This is a genomic window from Roseobacter ponti (assembly GCF_012932215.1).
GTDB lineage: Bacteria > Pseudomonadota > Alphaproteobacteria > Rhodobacterales > Rhodobacteraceae > Roseobacter > Roseobacter ponti.
This window is the reverse complement of sequence record NZ_CP048788.1, coordinates 343,628-360,262: the sequence shown is the minus strand read 5'-3', so window position 1 is coordinate 360,262 and position 16,635 is coordinate 343,628. Positions and strand designations below refer to the sequence as shown.

Here is a 16,635-nt window from a genome sequence, read left to right as displayed (position 1 = left end):
ATCAGAGCATGAATTCAAACGGCTCCAGCCGCGTCCAGTCAAAGGTCACGCCGGTTCCGGGCTCATCAGATGCTACAGCACGCCCGCTCTCAATCACGAGCGGGCGCTTTGTATACCGGTCGATGGGAAAGCTGTGCACTTCGAGCCAGCCTTCGGGCGACAGGCCCGACAAAAGCCCCACATGCAGCTCCTGCATGCCGTGGCTGCACACCTGCACACCCGCCTCCTCTGCCGCCCGCGCGGCCTGAAGCCATCCGGTGATGCCACCGCAGTTCGATGCATCAGGCTGCACAAAACTCAGACCGCTCTGCGCCAGCGCCATCTCAAACTCATGGATTGTGTGCAGGTTCTCGCCCTGGGCCACGGCCATGCCTGTGGCATCCGTGATGCGGGCATAGCCGGGGTAATCGTCCGGGATCACCGGCTCTTCGAACCACATGATATTCTGGTCGCTGACCGCCCGGGCCATCGCAATGGCCTGCTCCACGCTCAGCGAATAATTCGCATCGATCATGAACCCGGCATCGGGCCCGATCTGCGCGCGCACGGCACGGATCCGCTTTACGTCCTCTTCCAGCGTCGGCTGACCCACCTTGATCTTTACCGCACGCAGACCCGCATCCAGATAGCTCTGCACATGGGTCAGCAGCTTTGGCAGCGGAAAGGCCAGATCAATACCGCCGCCATAGGCGTTGCAGGTCGTGCCCGCGCCGCCCGCCATCTGGCGGAGCGACCGACCGGCAGACCGCCCGCGCAGGTCCCAGAGCGCGATATCGACGGCTGAGACCGCGAAGCTCAGGATACCCCCGCGCCCGACATAATGCATGTGCCACTGCATCGCGTCGTTGAGCGCTTCGACATCGCCCGCGTCCCGGCCCTTCAGAAAAGGCGCCAGATCATGGGTGATCATCGCCGCTGTCGCATGACCGCCGCGACCGCCGTTATAGGTATATCCGGTGCCCTCGCGGCCATCCTCCAGCGTCACCGTCGCGGTGATCAGATGAAAATGGCTGTGGCTGCCGTGTTTTGCATCCACAAGCACTTCGTCCAGCGGCACGTTGAAAAGCCGCGCGGTGACATCTGCAATTGCGCTCATGGGGTCACATACCCGCGCATTCCGGCACCGGGCTGATCACGGTTCCGTCCCTGAGATGCTGCAGCAGATTATCCACCGTCAACGCCCCCATCGCGGCGCGCGTTTCCACCGTGGCGCTGCCCACATGGGGCAACAGCACGACGTTGGGCAACTGGCGCAGAGCCTCGGGCACCTTTGGTTCGGCCTCGAACACATCAAGCCCCGCCCAGCCGAGCCGACCGTCCTGGAGTGCCTTGATCATTGCCGCCTCATCCACCACAGAGCCACGACTTACGTTGATCAGCGTGCCCTGCGGTCCCAGCGCATCGATCACCTCCCGGTTGACGATCCGCTGCGTCGAAGGCCCCCCCGGCGTAATGCAGATCAGGCAATCCACATCGCGCGCCATTTCGGTAAGGTCGCCGTAATACTTATAGGCCACGTCCTTTTTGCTGCGCGAATGATAGACAATCTTCGTTCCGAAAGGCGCGAGCTTATCGGCAATCGCCTGCCCGATACGCCCGAGACCGAGAATCCCGACCGTCTGATTGTCCGCAGAGCGGGTCAGCGGGGCGTTGCCGTTCACTTCCCAGTTGCCCGACCTCACCCAGGCGTCATCGCGCAAAAGCTCCCGGTAGCAGGCCAGCATCAGCAGCACTGCCGTCGTTGCAACTTCGGCGTTCAGTACATTGGGGGTATGGGTCACGACGACGCCCTTGTCTTTCGCCGCGTTCACATCAATCGCATCATATCCCACGCCGTAACAGCTGATGGCCCGGAGGTTCGGCAGAGCAGCCATCACATCGGGTGCCACCCCGTCGTGCCCGTTGGTGGCGATGTGCGTGATCGCCTCAGCGGGATAGTCGCCATCACTGAGCTTGTGGATGGTGAACTTCGCCTCGAGCCGTTCACGCATGGTGTCGGTGATGCCCCCGATCTGCAGCAGGTCAGCCATGCTTATGCGTCCTCTGTCACGGTCTGGCGCTGTGTGCCCAGACCTTCGATTTCCAGTTCCATCACGTCGCCCCTTTTCAGATAGACAGGGGTCGGTTTCATGCCCATGCCAACGCCCGGTGGGGTACCCGTGGAAATGACATCACCCGGATGCAGGGTCATCAGCCCGCTGAGATGCTCAATGATTTCAGCGACCGTAAAAATCATCGTCTTCGTGCTGCCGGTCTGCATCCGCTTGCCGTTCACATCGAGGCGCATGGCAAGGTTCTGAACGTCCGGGATATCGTCACGCGTCACCAGCCAGGGGCCGGTCGGCCCGAAAGTGTCGCAGGACTTGCCCTTGGTCCAGGTCCCGGTGAGGTTGTTCTGAAAATGCCGCTCGCTGACATCGTTGATCACGCAATAGCCCGCCACATAATCCAGCGCGTCTTCTTTGCTCACATATTTCGCAGCCTTGCCGATCACCACACCGAGCTCCACTTCCCAGTCCGTGCTGGTAGAGCCGCGCGGCATCGAAACGTCATCATTCGGGCCCACCACGGCGGAGTTCGCCTTCATGAAAAGCACCGGATGATCGGGGAAGGGGTTGCCGGTTTCCTCGGCATGATCAGCAAAGTTCAGACCGATGCACATGAACTTGCCGATGCCGCCGACACAGGCGCCCATGCGCGGGCTGCCTTCGACCGCCGGAAGGCTCGCGGGATCAATCGCGCGCAGCTTATCAAGCCCGGCGTCCGAAAGCACATCGCCTGCGATGTCATTCACATGGGCTGACAGATCACGCAGCACGCCACCATCATCCAGCATTCCTGGCTTTTCTGCGCCGGCAGCGCCGTATCTTACGAGTTTCATGCACGTCTCCTTGATTATGCGTTGAGATAGCCGATCAGCAGCGACAGGAAGGCACCGACATGCACGACCATGATCGCCTTGTCCTTCCACATTGCGCCGACAGCAAACCACAGGACGATCCCCACAAAGAACGCCCAGATATTCCACGGTGTGACACCCATCCCCGTCAGCGCATAGCCGACGAGCTGCACGGCTGTCGCAATCCACTTTACGATATCGACCGTCTGCCAGGGGCCCGGCGTTTCCGGCTCAGTGGTTATCACGGGGCAGCCATTTGCGTGAGATGTCCTGATATTTGTCCGCGTCCTCAAGGATCATGCCCTGATCAAAGCGGCCGACCTTTTCACGGAAATACTGCTGCCAGGGCGACTGGCTCTCCGGTGCGTCGTAACCGCCCGCTGCTTCAAACGCGCGCGCCCGCTCGGCCAGTTCATCCAGTGGCACAAGCATGTCAGCAGTGCATTTATTGAGATCGATCCGCACCCGGTCGCCGTTTTTCAGCAGCGCCAGACCACCACCCGCTGCCGCTTCGGGCGAGGCGTTCAGAATGGACGGGCTGCCCGAGGTACCCGACTGCCGACCGTCGCCGACACAGGGCAGCGCCTCGACACCTTTTTTCAGCAGATAGGACGGAGGCCGCATGTTAACGACCTCGGCACCGCCCGGGTATCCTTTCGGCCCCGCGCCCCGCATGAACAGAACGCAGTCCTGATCGATATCCTCCGCCGGGTCATCAATCCGGTGGTGAAAATCCTCGGGCCCGTCAAAGACCACGGCGCGCCCCTCGAAAGCGTTGGGATCATCAGGGTTCGACAGATACTGCTGTCGGAAGGCCGGTCCGATGACGCTTGTTTTCATGATCGCACTGTCAAAGAGATTGCCCGTCAGGTTGATAAACCCGGCCTGGGCGACCAGCGGGTCAGAGACTGAACGAATGACCCTGGTGTCCTCGCTGCGCCTGCCGGTGCAGTTTTCGCCCATCGTGCGACCGTTGGCGGTTACCGCTTCCGGGTGTGGCAGCAATCCGGCGGAGAGCAGCTCTCCGACGACCGCCGGCACACCGCCCGCGTGCTGGTAATCCTCACCGAGGTATTCGCCGGCCGGCTGCAGGTTAACGAGCAGCGGCACATCGTGTCCGACCTTCTGCCAGTCGTCATTGTCGAGCGGCACACCAAGATGCCGCGCGATGCCGTTCAGATGGATCGGCGCATTGGTCGAGCCACCGATGGCGGAGTTGATGACAATCGCATTCTCAAAGGCTTTGCGGGTCATAATCTGCGAGGGGCGCAGGTCTTCCCAGACCATATCGACGATCCGCCGGCCGGTCTCATAACTGATCTGCCCGCGCTCGCGGTAAGGTGCCGGGATCGCAGCCGCCCCGGGCAGCTGCATGCCGAGCGCTTCGGCCAGGCTGTTCATCGTCGTCGCCGTGCCCATCGTGTTGCAATAGCCAACCGAGGGAGCCGAAGAGGCCACAAGCTCCATGAACCCGTCGTCGTCAATCTCGCCCGCAGCCAGCATTTCGCGCGCTTTCCAGACAATCGTGCCCGAGCCGGTGCGCTGCCCGCGGAAATATCCGTTCAGCATCGGCCCGACCGACAGCGCAATCGCCGGAATATTGACCGTCGCCGCAGCCATCAGCAGCGCGGGCGTGGTCTTGTCACAACCGATGTTCAGTACCACGCCATCCAGCGGATAACCGAAAAGCGTCTCCACCAGGCTGAGATAGGCAAGATTCCGGTCCAGCATCGCCGTCGGGCGCTTGCCGGTTTCCTGAATGGGGTGCACCGGCACCTCGATACAGGTACCACCCGAGGCGATGATACCGTCGCGCACCCGTTTGGTCAGCTCCAGGTGGTGGCGGTTGCAGGGGCTGAGATCGCTGCCGGTCTGGGCAATCCCGATGATCGGTTTGCCGGACTGCAGCTCAGCGCGCGTTAGCCCGTAATTCAGATAACGTTCCAGATAAAGCGCGGTCATTTCCGGATTGTCCGGGTTCATGAACCATTTGCGCGACCGCAGGTCTTCGATACCGATCTTTTTCCCGGTCATTGGCCCGACCATCCTCCGTCAATGATATGCGGGTGCCCTGTGGTGAAGGCACTCTCATCGCTCGCGAGATACACCACGAGTGCCGCAATTTCGTCTGCTGTGGCGACGCGCCCCATGGGCTGGCGCGAGACGAACTGTTTCATAGCCTCGTCCTTGCTGCCGAGTTGTTCGCCCAGTGCATCGACGCGCTCGTGCCAGCTGGGGCTTTCGACCGTGCCCGGGCAGATGCAGTTGCAGCGGATGCCCTTTGCTATGTAATCGACCGCCACCGATTTCGTGAGTCCGATGACCGCCGCCTTGGTGGTGCCGTAGATGAAGCGGTTGGGCGCGCCGATCACACTTGAACAGGCCGACGACATGTTGATGATCGAGCCCGCCCCCTGTTCCAGCATTCCCGGCAGGGCGGCCCGGATCGTGCGCAGCATGGAGCGCACATTCAGATCAAAAGCGAAGTCCCATTCATCATCTTTGGCGTCCAGAACGGTGCCGTGATGCACGAAGCCAGCACAGTTGAAAAGAACATCCGGCCGGGCGCGTGCGACGCCCGCTTTCACACTCTCATCATCACGTGCATCAAGTTCGAAAATTTCCATATTTTCGTGATTCGCATCGCGAATCGTAGAAAGCGCATGCATATTCACGTCGGTTGCAAACACCTGTGCGCCCTCGTCCGCCATTGCGAGAGCCGTGGCCCGGCCGATCCCCTGGCCTGCTGCTGTGATGAGCGCGCGTTTGCCCTTAAGTCTTTGTCCGGACATATAATCTCCCCCCGTTCCAGGTCTGCCTGAATCTCTCCGGACGCATGCGTACGGACAAAAGGCGGGCCCCGGATCTTCCTGCTGTTGTCGTCAAAAAAAACCGTCAAACGGGCTGGTTCAGCGGCTGGTTTCCGTTAGCGTATGACACAGTATTAACTTTGGCTACAGCTTTGAAAACGGCCAGCAGAGGATAACCACCTTTATGACACAAGCACGCAAGGTCGCACTCATCGGCACCGGATTGATGGGGTTTCCCATGTCCCTCAACCTGCTGCGCGCCGGCCATCACCTGACCGTGTGGAACCGCACCATCGACCGCGCAGAGCCGCTCGCCGGGCACGGCGCCACGGTCGCGGCCAGTGCCGCAGAGGCGGTTGTGGGGGCGGAGTTCATCATCACGATGCTGTCGGACGGATTTGCCTCGGGCGCGCTCGTGGATGACCCGGAAATTCAGGCGGCACTGAGCCCGGGCGCTATCTGGCTGGACATGTCGAGCGCCAGGCCTGAGCACTCCCGCGCGCAGGCTGAAACGCTGAAATCGCTGGGCTTCGGGCACCTCGATGCTCCGGTTTCAGGAGGAACCAAAGGCGCCGAAAGCGGCACGCTTGCGATCATGGTCGGGGGCGAGGCGACGCATTTCGACGCCGCCCGCGGTGTTTTCGAGGCGATGGGGCGGCCGGTACATGTTGGCCCCTCCGGCACCGGTCAGCTATCCAAACTGGCAAACCAGACCATCGTTGCCGTAACCATCTCCGCCGTGGCCGAGGCCATGCTGCTGGTGGAGCAGGGCGGTGCCGACCCAGCCGCGGTGCGCGCCGCACTGAAAGGTGGCTTTGCTGACAGTACAATCCTGCAGCAACACGGTGAGCGCATGACCACCCGGAACTTTGACCCGGGCGGGCTTACCAAATTTCAGGTGAAAGATCTCAACAATACCCTTGATGAAGCCGCAACCCTGGGACTGACGCTGCCTGCAACGGAAAGCGTCCGCAACCGATTCCAGCACTTCATCGACGAGATGAACGGCGCAGAAAGAGATCATTCCGGCCTCTATCTGGAACTGCGCGCGCGCAACGGGTTGCCGGTATGACCCGGGTTCTGATCCTTGGCGGCGGCGGCATGGTCGGCCAGAAACTCGCGAAACGCCTGCAGTCCGAAGGGCTCGGACAAGACGCATCGCCCGACATCACACTTTTTGACATGGCCTTCCCGCCGGACGGTGTCACCGGCGTCACAAAAAAGACCGGAAACATCACGGACCAGGCGACCATCGGCGCGCTTGCTGCCGCGCGATTTGACGTGATTTTTCATCTCGCCGCCATCGTCTCCGGTGAGGCTGAGACGAATTTCGAGAAAGGCTGGGCGGTAAACATGATGTCGATGTGGCATCTGCTGGAAGCCCTGCGCGCCGAACACGACGCCAGTGGCAGGCAGTGGATGCCGCGTCTCGTGTTTACCTCATCAATCGCGGTCTTCGGCGCCCCTTTCCCGGAGAAGATCGGCGATGAATTTCTGAACGCACCGCAAACGAGCTATGGCGCGCAAAAGGCAATCTGCGAGCTGATGGTCACCGATTTCAGCCGCAAAGGGTACATCGACGGGTTGTCGCTGCGCCTGCCAACGATCTGTGTGCGCCCGGGCAAACCGAACCTCGCCGCCTCGTCGTTTTTCTCAGGCATTATCCGAGAGCCGCTGAACGGGGTTGAGGCCATCCTGCCGGTTCCCGACACGGTGCGCCACTGGCATGCCTCGCCGCGGTCGGCGGCCGGGTTTCTAACCCACGCGGCAACACTGGACACGGACCGGCTCGAAGGGCGCCGCGCGCTCAGCCTGCCCGGGATCAGCTGCACCGTGGCCGAGCAGATCGAAGCTCTGCGCCGGGCGGCGGGTCAGAAAACCGTTGATCTGATCCGCTCTGCCCCGGACCCGGCGATCATGAAAATCGTCGCTGGCTGGCCGCGGAATTTCGACCCGCAACGCGCTATCGGCCTCGGGTTTCAGGCCGAGAGCAGCTTTGACGAAATCATCGACGTCTACATCAAAGAGGATTTGCCAAAAGCGACGGCCTGATGCGGGACCGGTAACGGCGTGCTGAGGTTGCGCGAGAGGTGATCATGCACCCGTTTGCGCACGAGATCCTCATTCCGGTCCAGGGCCGCGTCCAGAATCGCCTGATGCTCGGGGATATTCTCAGGAAAATAGCCATAGTTGGTCTCGGCCGAGACCAGCTGCTGGCGAAACTGTTCGTAAATTACCTGGTGGGTGCGAATCAAAAGAGCTGACCCGCTGGCCTCAATCAGTGTTTCATGGAACTCCTGCTCGGCCCGGCTCCACAGGCTCAGCAAAGGCGAGACATCCCCCGACGAGCGCACCCGCATCTCGATGTGCGAGAGCTTGTGATGCGCCGCACTCAGCCGCGATTCCCACTCCACGCCGCCCAGACGGATCGAAAGGCACGCCCCCTCGCTTTCCAGCATAATGCGCATGTGCGTGAGATCGTGCTGGCGTTCAACCGACTGCTCCGGCGAACGAAATCCGCGCTGCTCCTGAAAATCGACCAGCCCGACAGTAGACAGACGGAACAGTACTTCACGCACGGTGCTGGCCGAGCAGTTGTAATCGGACCGTAGCTTTTCAGCGCGCAGTTTGATACCGTAGCCGAACTCGCCGGTGATCAGGCGATGTCGCATATCGTCGAAAATGTCCGCGTCCTGCGTTCGCATGATAGCCCCCCGCTGGCCTTCAGGGTTACGGCGAAATTTTCGAAATTCAAACAAAATATCAAAATTATGCGAAAATAAAATATTTTCTTGCGCGGGCACCCTGCTCAGCCTAACGTTTTGTTAGCGTAATCAGAAACGGGGCCCGGAACCCCGGCAAAACAGCGCGCTTAACGTCTGGGAGGACAACATGACAATGATAAAAAGGGCGGCGTCCGTCGCCGCTGTGGCAGCACTCGCTGCTTCGACCGCATTTACCGCGTCGGCCGACACAACAAACCTGCGCATTCAGACACACTATGCACCCGAAACGGTGTCCGGCAAGCTGGCCGCTCAATACGTAGAAGACATCCAGGACATGTCAAACGGCGAAATCAACGTCGAGATGTTCTATTCGTCTTCCGTTGTGAAATCGGTTGAGACATTTGACGCTGCATCCACGGGCATTCTTGACTGTGACATGACCGGCGGTGGCTACCAGACCGGCAAGAACTCAGCGTTCCAGTTTGTGGGCGACATCATGGGTGGCTACGACACGCCCTATCAGCAGCTGAGCTGGCTCTATTACGGCGGTGGCCGTGAGGCGGCTGCACCGCTTTATAACAAATACGGCATGGAGCTGATCGGCTGGTGGGTTTACGGCCAGGAGAGCTTTGCCTCTTCCAAGCCAATCGCCAAGGTCGAAGACTTCAAAGACTGGAAATTCCGTTCGCCCCCCGGCATGGAAACAAAGATCTTTGAAAAGCTCGGCGCTTCGCCGATCGTGATGGACTTTACAGAGATCTTTACTGCTCTGGAAACAGGCATCATTGATGGTGCGGATGCATCGGGCCTCGCCAACAACGTGGGCTTGGGTCTCTATGACATCGTGAAATATGCCAACTTCCCCGGCTTTCACTCCATGCCGTCTGATCACCTGGCGTGCAACAAGGCCGTATTCGACGCGATGCCTGCGCACCACCAGAAGATCATGAAGGTTGCGATGGAAGCGCTGGCGCTGCGCACCGCTCTGACGTTCGAGAAAAAGAACGCCGAAGCCGCCGCAACGCTGCGCGAGCAGGGTGTGACCCTGTCGCAGTGGGCCCCTGAAGAGCTGGCGAAGTTCCGTGCTGCGGCTCAGGCCACATGGCCGGAGTTCGCCGACACGCCCGAAGCCAAAGCCCTGGTGGAAAGCCACCTTGCCTACCTCGAGCAGCTTGGCCTCAAGCAGTAAGCTGACCTGAAAACGGACCCCGCCTGCCAAAAGGCGGGGTCTTTTTGTCTCTGGCCGGGACACATAAAAAATAATCGGCCAAAGCGTCCGGGGGGGACATCATGGAAGAAAAATCCGGAAGCCTGGTCGAGTGGCTTGCCCCGCTCGCCTTTATTCTCTGCGCCGGCTGGCTGACCTGGCACCTTCCGGCCTTTACCCTCTCGTGGTTTCCGCCTAAAGATCCCTCTCAATACGATAAACTGAGTGCCCTGTTTGCACGCATAGATGTGACGGACAGCATGACGGGCCTCTTTGGCGGATACGCGGATGCGGTGGACTGGGCGGCCCTGCTGCTGCTGCCGGTCTTCGGTATCATCGGCGTCAGAACCGTGCGCCGCGCGCCGATGGAGTTTGAAAGCTGGAAGCCGCTCGACAGGCTCGCTGTTTTCATCGGCCGTCTGACCATGATGCTGATCGTGCTGCTCTGCTCGGTGATGATCTACGAAGTGATCCTGCGCTATGTCTTCGAGGCACCGACCCTCTGGGCCAACGAACTGTCGCTCTGGCTGGCGGGTTTCGTGTTTCTTTGTGCAGGGCTTTACGCCATGCAGCAGCGCAGCCACATCCGCATCTTCCTGCTCTATGACATGATGCCCCGATGGCTGCAGAGGGTCTGTGACATCATCTCGACCACGCTCATCGTGACCTTTGCTTTTTTCCTCGTGTACGGCGGATACGGTGAGGCTTTCGACAAATTTTACCGCTGGGAAACATTCGGCACCGTCTTTGACCCGCCGATCCCGGCGACACTCAAACCGATGGTTCTGCTTGTGATGGTGCTGGTCGCCTTTCAGGCCATCGTCAACCTCATCTCCGACTGGAACGCCGAGCCGGTGATCCACACCGCCGCCGATGACATTGATCAGGACGAACTGGACCGTCTCAGAGCCGCAGTCGGCGCCGACGGAACGGGCGATCTCGACGTCACACGCGGGTCAATACAATCTAACACACCGGGGAAAAGCTGATGGATATCGGAACAATTTCGATGGTCCTGATGCTGGGCCTTGTCCTGCTTCTCGCCATCGGGATGCCACTCGGATTTGCCTCGGCAATCCTCGCGGTTCTCGTGCTGGTGATGAAGTTTGAACCGACACTTCTGATGAACCCGCTCACGTTTGGCGACGGCATCCTCACGGGCAGACCGGGCTCGGGGCCGCTCAATATTCTGGCGCAGAAGATATACGGGCTGCTGACCGATTACGTACTCATATCCATTCCGCTCTTTATCTTCATGGCGGCCCTGCTGGAACGGTCGGGCATTGCAAAGGATATGTATTCCTCGCTGAACATCTGGCTGAACCGCACGCGCGGCGGCATTGCCATCGTGACCTCGATCATGGCGGTCATCATGGCGGCGATGTCGGGCATCATCGGCGGCGAGGTTGTTCTGCTCGGCCTGATCGCGCTGCCGCAGATGCTGCGCCTGGGATACAACCAGAACCTTGCCATCGGGACAATCTGTGCCTCTGGCAGCCTTGGTACGATGATCCCGCCCTCAATTGTGCTGATCATCTATGGTCTGATCACCGAGACCTCGATAAAGGCGCTCTTTACCGCGTCCTTCCTGCCGGGCTTCATGCTCGCGAGCTTTATCATAATCTACATCATCATCCGCACCCAGATGCGCCCCGAAGACGCACCCCTGCCCGACCCCGTCGAAGGTGAACCGGTGGGCATTGAAAAGCTGAAGCTCTTTCTGGCTTTCCTGTCGGTGCTGGTCGCTGGGTTCTCCACCGTGCTCTTTCTGCGCGCCCTTTTCTTTGAGCTGGCCGGGCAGAATGCCCGCAATACCGGCGCCGATATCGCCTATGGCACAGCCGATTATCTGCCATGGTTTGGCGGTGCGGTCATTGTGGCCTTTATCATGATGTTTGCCGTGCTGGGGCGCAAAACCACTGCCACCGGATGGAACATGGGCAAAGGGCTTGTGCCACCCATCGTCGTCATCGGCGTGGTCATGGGGTCAATCTATGGCGGTATTACCGGCATCACCGAAGCCGCCGGCATGGGCGCGCTCGCCGTGCTCGTTATCGCCATTCTGCGTGGCGAGGGCTCCTTTGATCTGGTCTGGGACAGCCTGATGCGCACGCTGAAATCCACCGGCACAATTATCTGGGTGACCATCGGTGCTGCGGCCCTCGCCGGTGCCTACACCATCGCCGGCGGCCCGGTTTATGTCGCCGATTTCATCGTGGGTTCCGATCTGCCGACCATGGGTATTATTCTCGCGATGATGGTCATCCTGCTCTTTATGGGTGCGTTCATGGACTGGGTCGGAATTGTGCTGCTGATCATCCCGGTTTTTCTGCCGATCGTGCAGCGTCTGCCGATTGAGGAAATCGGCGTCTTCGGTGAACTCAACCCGCGTCACGTGGCGATCTGGTTTGGCGTCGTGTTCTGTATGAACATGCAGGTCAGCTTTCTCAGCCCGCCCTTTGGCCCCGCGGCCTTTTACCTCAAATCAGTCGCACCGCCACACATCAGCCTGACCGACATTTTCAAAGGCTTTCTGCCGTTTATCGGCATCCAGCTCTGCGCACTGTCTGTTCTGCTGATCTGGCCCCCGATTGTTACGTTGCTGCTTCCGTGATCAGGAGGACGAGATGCTCACGCACGAACAGATTCAATCCTTCAGAACCGACGGGTATCTGGTTGTGCCGGACGTGGTTCCGAAGGTCACCCGGGATGCTGTAAAGGACGAATACGAGGGCCTTCTTGATCAGCTCTGCGCCCGCTGGCATGCAGAGGGGCGGATCACCACCCCACCAGACCGGCTTGAGAGTTTCTGGGATAAGCTGCAGGTCGGATATGACGCCGGCTGCGACTGGTTTCAGCCGATGGACATCAGCCTGCCGGGCGAGGAGATCACGCCTGACACGCCGATGCACTTCGGGCCAGCGGTTTTTGATCTGCTGCGCTGCGAAGAAATCCTCGATATCGTGCAAAGCCTGATCGGTCCGGAAATCACCTCGAACCCGATCCAGCATGTGCGCATCAAACCCCCTGCACGCACGCTGAAGGGTGACGAGATCCGCGCCCATATCACCGCCACCGACTGGCATCAGGATCGCGGGGTCGGGCACGCCGAAGCGGATCAGACCGACATGATCACCGTCTGGATCGCTATGACAGACGCCACCCTGGAAAACGGGTGTCTGCAGGTCATTCCGGAAGCCGCCGACAGAATGCTGCCGCACTGCCCGAGGGTACAGACGGCCATTGCCGATGATTTCATTGATGAGGCTGCCGCCGTGCCCCTGCCAGTGCCCGCAGGTGGGGTCGTGCTCTTTCATCCGCTGACGCCGCATGCCTCGCGGGTCAACCGCACAGACGGGTTCCGCTGGTCGTTCGATCTTCGCTACAACGTGACGGGACAGCCGACCGGGCGCGCGCATTTCCCGGAGTTTATTGCGCGCAGCGCTGCGGCCCCCGAAACCATGCTTACGGACTGGCGCAGGTGGCGGTTTATGTGGGAAGATGCCCGCGCGACCCTGTCACAGGAGCCGCATATTCCGATCCACCGCTGGCAAAGCGACGCGCCTTTCTGCGCGTAAAGGAGACCTGATGGACACCGTCCGCCTTGATAAGTCCGACAATGTCGTGACAGCAACCCGCGCGCTTGAAGCCGGCGTTACCGTCGAAGACACCACAACCCGCGCCCTCATCCCCTCCGGCCACAAGATCGCCACCCGGGACATCGCCGCCGGCGAGGCGGTGCGCAAATACGCGCAGATCATCGGCTACGCCGCCGGAGACATTGCCGCGGGCGATCACGTTCACACTCAGAACGTCGAGTTCCGCAACACCGAAGCCGAGTATGAATTCTCGACCGACCTGCGCGCTGTTACGCCCGTCCCGGAAGATCGGCGCGACACCTTTATGGGCTACCGTCGTGAAAACGGCACGGTCGGCACGCGCAATTACATCGCCATCGTCACTTCGGTGAACTGCTCGGCCACGGCCGCGCGCCAGATCGCCGCGCATTTCACGCCGGAACGGCTGGAGGAGTATCCGAATGTGGATGGTGTTGTGGCCTTCGTGCACGGCACCGGCTGTGGCATGGCCGGCGATGGTGACGGGTTCGAGGCGTTGCAGCGCGTCATGTGGGGTTACGCCCGCCACCCCAACCATGCCGGTGTGCTGATGGTGGGCCTCGGATGCGAAATGAACCAGATCGACTGGCTGCTCGAAGCTTACGGTCTGAAACAGGGCCCGACCTTTCAGGTGATGAATATCCAGTCGGTTGCAGGTCTGCGGCGCACCATCGAGGCCGGCATCGCGAAGATCGAAGCCATGCTGCCGCTCGCCAGTCAGGCAACGCGTACGCCCTGCCCGGCGTCAGAGCTTAAAGTCGCGCTGCAATGTGGCGGATCGGATGCCTGGTCCGGGATCACCGCCAACCCGGCCCTCGGGTATGCATGTGATCTGCTGACAGCACAGGGCGGCACCGGTGTCCTTGCCGAAACGCCCGAGATCTATGGGGCCGAACATCTGCTGACCCGGCGCGCCGTGGACCGGGCCACCGGAGACCGTTTGATTGGTCTGATCCGCTGGTGGGAAGACTACACCGCGCGCAACAAGGGCTCGATGGACAATAACCCTTCGCCCGGCAACAAAAAAGGCGGACTGACCACGATCCTGGAAAAATCGCTTGGGGCGGCAGCCAAGGGCGGTACCTCGCCCCTGACCGGCGTTTACAAATACGCCGAACCCGTCACGGCGCGCGGTTTCACCTTTATGGACAGCCCCGGCTATGACCCGGCCTCGGTCACGGGGCAGATCGCGGGGGGCTGCAATCTGGTGTGTTTCACCACCGGGCGGGGCTCAGCCTTTGGCTCCAAACCCAGCCCGACCATCAAGGTCGCGACCAATTCCGCCATGGCAAAACGCATGTCCGAAGATATGGACGTCGATGCCGGCACCATCCTGACCGAAGGCGTGAGCGTCGAGGAAAAGGGCCGCGAGATCTATGAGCTGTTTCTGCGCGTGGCCTCAGGCGAGGCCAGCAAATCCGAAGCTCAGGGCCTCGGGGATTACGAATTCGTGCCCTGGCAAATCGGAGCAGTCATGTGAAACGGATCGTCGTTGTCGGAGGCGGCCTGATCGGCGCGCGCCATCTGGCGGCGGTCCGGACGCATCCGCGCTGTGCGCTGGCGGGGCTTGTTGATCCTGACCCCGCCTGCCTGCCCGGTGACGACGTGACCCGTTTTGCGGATATGTCGGAGATGCCGGATGACGTGGACGGGGTGATTATCGCCACGCCCACGCATCTGCACGCGACCCACGGATGCTATGCCGCGTCGCGTGGCTGGCACATGCTGATCGAAAAACCGGTGGCCGGCGACCTTGCCGGTGCGAAAATGCTGCAGGCCGCGGTGGCGAAGGCCGGCGTGCAGTCTCTGGTGGGCCATCACCGTCGCTATCACCGCAGCATTGCCCGTCTGCGCCAGCTGATTGCCGGCGGCGGGATCGGCACGCCCGTCACGGCCGCGCTGATCTGGGCGATGCGCAAACCTGACGAGTATTTCGCCGGCAACTGGCGCACGGCAGGCGGCAGCCCGGTCATGATCAACATCGTGCACGACATCGACATTCTGCGGCACCTGCTGGGGGAAATTGCCGCCACCGCCGCGCTGCCGGGGCGCAGCCTGCGCGGCACAGATCGCATCGAAAGTGGCGCTGTGGCGCTGGCGTTTGAGAGCGGTGCGACCGGTACCATCAGCTTTGCCGACACCACGCCCAGCCCCTGGGGGTTTGAGGCCGGCACCGGCGAGAACCCGCATATCGGCACAACGGGTCAGGACATGATGTGGATTACCGGGACAAAAGGCGCGGTGAGTTTCCCGTCGATGACCCGCTGGCAGGGCACCGACTGGTCGCGCCCGGCCATTGCCGGCGACCTGAGCGGACCCGGGGACGCCACCGTACCGCTCGACCGGCAGCTGGATCATTTTATCGACGTGATGGAAAACCGAGCGCCCCCGCTGATCGATGTGGCAGATGCCAGCCGGACACTCGCGGTCGCCCTTGAGATCGAAGCGCAGCTTGCGCCATCCGCCCCGGGAGAAAAACGTTATGGCTGAAACCCTGACACCGCAGCAGATCGCTCATTACCGCGAGCATGGATATCTTGTGCTCGAAAACCGGATCCCGCCGGAATGGCTGGAAAAAATTTATGCCGAGATTGCCCGGTTCGAGAAAGAAGCCGCCGGCATGACCGCCTCCAACGACCGCCTCGATCTCGAAGACAGCCATACGCAGCAAAACCCCCGCCTGCGCCGGATCAAACTGCCGCACACGATCTCCGGGGCAATGCGCAAGCTGATGTATTCCGACCTGATCCTCGCCCCTGCCCGTGATCTGATCGGCCCGGATCTGCGCCTGCACACCACAAAACTTAACATGAAATCAGCCGGATACGGGGCAGCGGTCGAATGGCATCAGGATTATGCTTTCTATCCTCATACCAATGACGACATTCTCGCCATCGGCGTGATCCTCGATGATATGGCGCCGGAAAACGGACCGCTGATGGTTTATCCCGGCAGCCATAAAGGGCCGGTTTTCGATCACCACACGGACGGCGTTTTCGCCGGTGCCATGCTGCCTGAGGAGAACGGTCTGAACCCCGATGATGCGGTGCAGCTCACGGGCCCTGCAGGATCTGTCAGCATTCATCACGGGCGGATCGTGCACGGCTCGGCCCTCAATACATCTGACCGCGCGCGGCGTATTCTCTTTTACGAGATGATGGCCGCCGATGCCTTCCCGATCATGGGATCCATGACGAAATGGGACGGCATTGCCGATTACAACACCCGGATGCTGTGCGGTGAACCCACGCTGAACCCGCGGCTCAAAGACATCCCCGTGCGCATTCCACAGCCACAGCCGGATGTCCCGATCTCCATTTACGAAATCCAGAAAGGCATGAAAAAACGTGCCTTCGACACCATCTGAGAGGAATTT

General features: G+C 60.7%; 16 protein-coding genes. 9 read left to right on the top strand and 7 right to left on the bottom strand.

The window, feature by feature from the left end; all coding sequences use genetic code 11:
• Position 1 precedes the first annotated feature (1 nt).
• The 6 genes from G3256_RS01730 to G3256_RS01705 are packed head-to-tail and all read right to left on the bottom strand — an operon-like array spanning position 2 to position 5,691.
• Positions 2-1,096: a mandelate racemase/muconate lactonizing enzyme family protein gene (locus G3256_RS01730; RefSeq protein WP_169639201.1), complete on the bottom strand. Its 1,095-nt coding sequence runs from the start codon at positions 1,094-1,096 to the stop codon at positions 2-4.
• Between the two features lie 4 nt (positions 1,097-1,100).
• Positions 1,101-2,030, bottom strand: coding sequence for a 2-hydroxyacid dehydrogenase (locus tag G3256_RS01725; RefSeq protein WP_169639200.1), 930 nt, complete (start codon positions 2,028-2,030; stop codon positions 1,101-1,103).
• Positions 2,031-2,032: 2 nt separating this feature from the next.
• Entirely contained in the window at positions 2,033-2,881 is an 849-nt protein-coding gene (locus G3256_RS01720; protein WP_169639199.1) for a fumarylacetoacetate hydrolase family protein, read from the bottom strand.
• 14 nt (positions 2,882-2,895) lie between these two features.
• Positions 2,896-3,144 (bottom strand): DUF6552 family protein, encoded by a 249-nt coding sequence (locus G3256_RS01715; RefSeq protein ID WP_246227715.1) that lies wholly within the window; start codon positions 3,142-3,144, stop codon positions 2,896-2,898.
• Positions 3,131-4,933, bottom strand: coding sequence for an IlvD/Edd family dehydratase (locus tag G3256_RS01710; protein WP_169639198.1), 1,803 nt, complete (start codon positions 4,931-4,933; stop codon positions 3,131-3,133). The genes G3256_RS01715 and G3256_RS01710 overlap by 14 nt, the downstream gene beginning before the upstream one ends.
• Positions 4,930-5,691: an SDR family oxidoreductase gene (locus G3256_RS01705; RefSeq protein ID WP_169639197.1), complete on the bottom strand. Its 762-nt coding sequence runs from the start codon at positions 5,689-5,691 to the stop codon at positions 4,930-4,932. The genes G3256_RS01710 and G3256_RS01705 overlap by 4 nt, the downstream gene beginning before the upstream one ends.
• Positions 5,692-5,893: 202 nt before the next feature.
• On the opposite strand from G3256_RS01705, the gene G3256_RS01700 reads away from it, so the two are divergent.
• Both G3256_RS01700 and denD read left to right on the top strand, forming a co-directional pair.
• Positions 5,894-6,781 (top strand): NAD(P)-dependent oxidoreductase, encoded by an 888-nt coding sequence (locus G3256_RS01700; protein WP_169639196.1) that lies wholly within the window; start codon positions 5,894-5,896, stop codon positions 6,779-6,781.
• A complete protein-coding gene (gene denD / locus G3256_RS01695; protein ID WP_169639195.1) occupies positions 6,778-7,761 on the top strand; it encodes a D-erythronate dehydrogenase in 984 nt (327 codons plus the stop codon). The genes G3256_RS01700 and denD overlap by 4 nt, the downstream gene beginning before the upstream one ends.
• On the opposite strand, the gene G3256_RS01690 is transcribed toward denD, so the two are convergent.
• A complete protein-coding gene (locus tag G3256_RS01690; RefSeq protein ID WP_169639194.1) occupies positions 7,725-8,414 on the bottom strand; it encodes a GntR family transcriptional regulator in 690 nt (229 codons plus the stop codon). The two genes, denD and G3256_RS01690, sit on opposite strands and share 37 nt — an antisense overlap.
• Positions 8,415-8,601: 187 nt before the next feature.
• Between G3256_RS01690 and G3256_RS01685 the strand changes: the two genes are divergently transcribed.
• The 7 genes from G3256_RS01685 (at position 8,602) to G3256_RS01655 (ending at position 16,626) form a co-directional block, all read left to right on the top strand.
• Positions 8,602-9,624: a TRAP transporter substrate-binding protein gene (locus G3256_RS01685; RefSeq protein WP_169639193.1), complete on the top strand. Its 1,023-nt coding sequence runs from the start codon at positions 8,602-8,604 to the stop codon at positions 9,622-9,624.
• A gap of 101 nt (positions 9,625-9,725) precedes the next feature.
• Positions 9,726-10,631, top strand: a complete 906-nt coding sequence (locus G3256_RS01680) for a TRAP transporter small permease subunit (protein WP_169639192.1) — start codon at positions 9,726-9,728, stop codon at positions 10,629-10,631.
• Positions 10,631-12,256: a TRAP transporter large permease gene (locus G3256_RS01675; protein ID WP_169639191.1), complete on the top strand. Its 1,626-nt coding sequence runs from the start codon at positions 10,631-10,633 to the stop codon at positions 12,254-12,256. The genes G3256_RS01680 and G3256_RS01675 overlap by 1 nt, the downstream gene beginning before the upstream one ends.
• 13 nt (positions 12,257-12,269) lie before the next feature.
• A complete protein-coding gene (locus tag G3256_RS01670; protein WP_169639190.1) occupies positions 12,270-13,220 on the top strand; it encodes a phytanoyl-CoA dioxygenase family protein in 951 nt (316 codons plus the stop codon).
• Between the two features lie 10 nt (positions 13,221-13,230).
• Complete coding sequence (locus G3256_RS01665) at positions 13,231-14,739, top strand: UxaA family hydrolase (protein WP_169639189.1); 1,509 nt, start codon at positions 13,231-13,233, stop codon at positions 14,737-14,739.
• Positions 14,736-15,749 (top strand): Gfo/Idh/MocA family protein, encoded by a 1,014-nt coding sequence (locus tag G3256_RS01660; protein WP_169639188.1) that lies wholly within the window; start codon positions 14,736-14,738, stop codon positions 15,747-15,749. Before G3256_RS01665 ends, G3256_RS01660 begins: the two co-directional genes overlap by 4 nt.
• On the top strand, positions 15,742-16,626 hold the full coding sequence (locus tag G3256_RS01655) for a phytanoyl-CoA dioxygenase family protein (protein WP_169639187.1): 885 nt from the start codon (positions 15,742-15,744) through the stop codon (positions 16,624-16,626). The genes G3256_RS01660 and G3256_RS01655 overlap by 8 nt, the downstream gene beginning before the upstream one ends.
• Positions 16,627-16,635: the final 9 nt, after the last annotated feature.